Consider the following 385-nt stretch of genomic DNA (forward strand, 5'->3'; position numbering starts at 1 on the left):
TGGCGCGTCAGGTGGGTGTTCCGTACATCGTGTGTGCGTTGAACAAGTCGGACATGGTCGATGACGAAGAGCTTCTCGAACTGGTCGAGCTCGAGGTGCGTGAGCTGCTGACGGAGTACGAGTTCCCGGGCGATGATGCTCCGGTCATCCAAGTCAGCGCCCTGAAGGCGTTGGAGGGTGATGAGGCGGCGCAGGAGAAGATCATGGAGTTGATGGCGGCCTGTGATGAGTTCATCCCGGATCCGCAGCGTGATCTGGACAAGCCGTTCTTGATGCCGATCGAGGATGTGTTCACGATCACGGGTCGTGGCACGGTCGTGACCGGCAAGGTGGAGCAGGGGATCATCCACACCGGCGATGAGATCGAGATCGTTGGTTTGCGTGA

The 385-nt window shown here is 59.2% G+C and carries 1 protein-coding gene; it reads left to right on the forward strand.

Annotated features, from left to right (window positions below):
* Positions 1–385: GTP-binding protein (locus ON45_RS20555; protein ID WP_040496662.1), on the forward strand; the 385-nt coding region annotated here is incomplete at both ends.

This window comes from Ilumatobacter nonamiensis YM16-303, from assembly GCF_000350145.1.
GTDB classification, from domain to species: Bacteria; Actinomycetota; Acidimicrobiia; order Acidimicrobiales; family Ilumatobacteraceae; genus Ilumatobacter_A; species Ilumatobacter_A nonamiensis.